Raw genomic sequence first — 316 nt, 5'->3', positions numbered from 1 at the left:
AGCTGCACGCAAGCGGGAAGAACCGCAGCCTGCCCTCCGGCTTCCCCGCGGTCGTGAGCGACGAGACCGGCAAGCCCGGCGTCGTCCTGCCCCCGTCGAAGGCGCCGAGCGAGACGCGCACGGCCGTCGCGATCGAGGGCGACGGCGAGACCGTCGCGAAGGATGACGCCCTGATCGCCCAGGTCACCACGATCGACTGGGAGAGCGGCCGGGTTACCCGCTCCAGCTGGGACCAGGGTGTGCCTGAGCTGATGGACCGCACCGGCTCCGGCGAGCCGCTGCGCGGCTACCTGGACGGCAGCACCGTCGGCTCCCG

The 316-nt window shown here is 72.8% G+C and carries 1 pseudogene; it reads left to right on the top strand.

From position 1 onward, the window contains the following. Positions 1 to 316 (top strand): annotated as a pseudogene (locus OOT08_RS16855) (peptidylprolyl isomerase); the annotation flags it as partial.

This window comes from Leucobacter sp. M11, assembly GCF_035726885.1.
Classification (GTDB): Bacteria; Actinomycetota; Actinomycetes; order Actinomycetales; family Microbacteriaceae; genus JAPFRB01.
This window is presented reverse-complemented; position numbering and strand designations above follow the sequence as displayed.